At 38.0% G+C, this 1351-nt stretch carries 1 protein-coding gene; it reads right to left on the reverse strand.

The features are described 5' to 3' along the window. Positions 1-56: 56 nt before the first annotated feature. Positions 57-1253, reverse strand: a complete 1197-nt coding sequence (locus tag AHA02nite_RS14935) for an ISL3 family transposase (RefSeq protein ID WP_170236129.1) — start codon at positions 1251-1253, stop codon at positions 57-59. Positions 1254-1351 lie beyond the last annotated feature (98 nt).

Below are 1351 nucleotides of genomic sequence, written 5' to 3' on the forward strand. Positions count from 1 at the left end.
AGGCTCTCCCCAATAAAGTGTGCTTATATCTCCCTCTTACGTACAAATTCTATTAATTATGCCGTTGGCTGCTTGCATTCCATTCGAATGCGCAAATTAAAGTTGTCTAAATTGGGGCATCCGTAACTTCGACGTTTAATTGTTTTAATTAAATTATTTGTGCCTTCTAAACGTGCATTAGTTATAGAATATTTAAAGTAATTTAATATTTCTTGTTTCCACTGTAATAAGGTTTTTACAATCTTCTGGATATGACCAGTTCCATGAAATAAGTAGTGTTTACAGTAATCTTCAAAGCACTGCTTAGCCAAGTCATATTCTGTATTTTCGTAAAATCCCCTGAAATCTTGTAGGAATTGGTAGAGTTTATTTAACTGAGGATTGGCTGATAGCCAATCATTTAAAGTTTCAACCTCGTCTTCTTTTAACTTTTCAGGTTTTGTCATAAGAAGTCTGCGTTGATGACGAATTTTCTTATGGTTTGTAGCATAATTCTTATCTAATCTACGAGTATGTTCTAAGGCTTTCGTGAAGAGTTGGATGACATGGAACTTATCAGCCACAATAGATGTTTCAGGCCAAACCTCTTGGACTGTCTTAGCCATGCCAGGCGCAAGGTCTGTTGAAACAACGTTTGGTGCAGAGAACGGGTATTGCTTAAGAGCCTCCTGAATCTTATCACGGTCTTTACCTGGTGATGTTTGCCAGACATGTCCTGTATGCGCATCCATTAATGCAATGCTATATGAATGTCCCTTTTTGTGAGCAAATTCATCCAAACATAAAGCGGATGGAGCATCATAATTTTCAGGATCAGCCATAACATCTTCGGCATATTGATAAAACCAATGAGCTACTGTCGACTCAGGTACCTGCATATCACGTGAAACATGCGCGAATGATTGCTTGATGCACTTCCTTGAAATCATTTGTTTAAAATGAGTCGTTACTGTGCCACGACAAGGTATTTCTGGGAATTTAACTGTCCAAGTGATACCACAGTCTTCACAACGTTGCCGGTGCACCGGCACCTTAAGGTAAATTGTTTCTTCAGTAGATATCCAGGCGTGTTTCAATACACGATATTTATCACGAGCATGATTGGTACTTCTCTCAAAGCAGTATGGGCATACATAACATTGTTGAGCCTTAGGCTCAACACCTAAGATCCAACCATCAGAGACTCGTTCACCTTCATCATTTAAATCGAAATTTGTTAATTGAAGGAGGTCTGTAGTAAACTGTTTATACAAAGCAGATCTTCCTTTCTTATGTTGAGTTGTGGTTAACTTTAACGTTAAAGGAAGAATCTGCTTTTTTCAATGTCTGACACATTTTATTGTGGAGAACC

The sequence above is a fragment of the Alkalibacillus haloalkaliphilus genome, from assembly GCF_007991275.1.
GTDB lineage: Bacteria > Bacillota > Bacilli > Bacillales > Alkalibacillaceae > Alkalibacillus > Alkalibacillus haloalkaliphilus.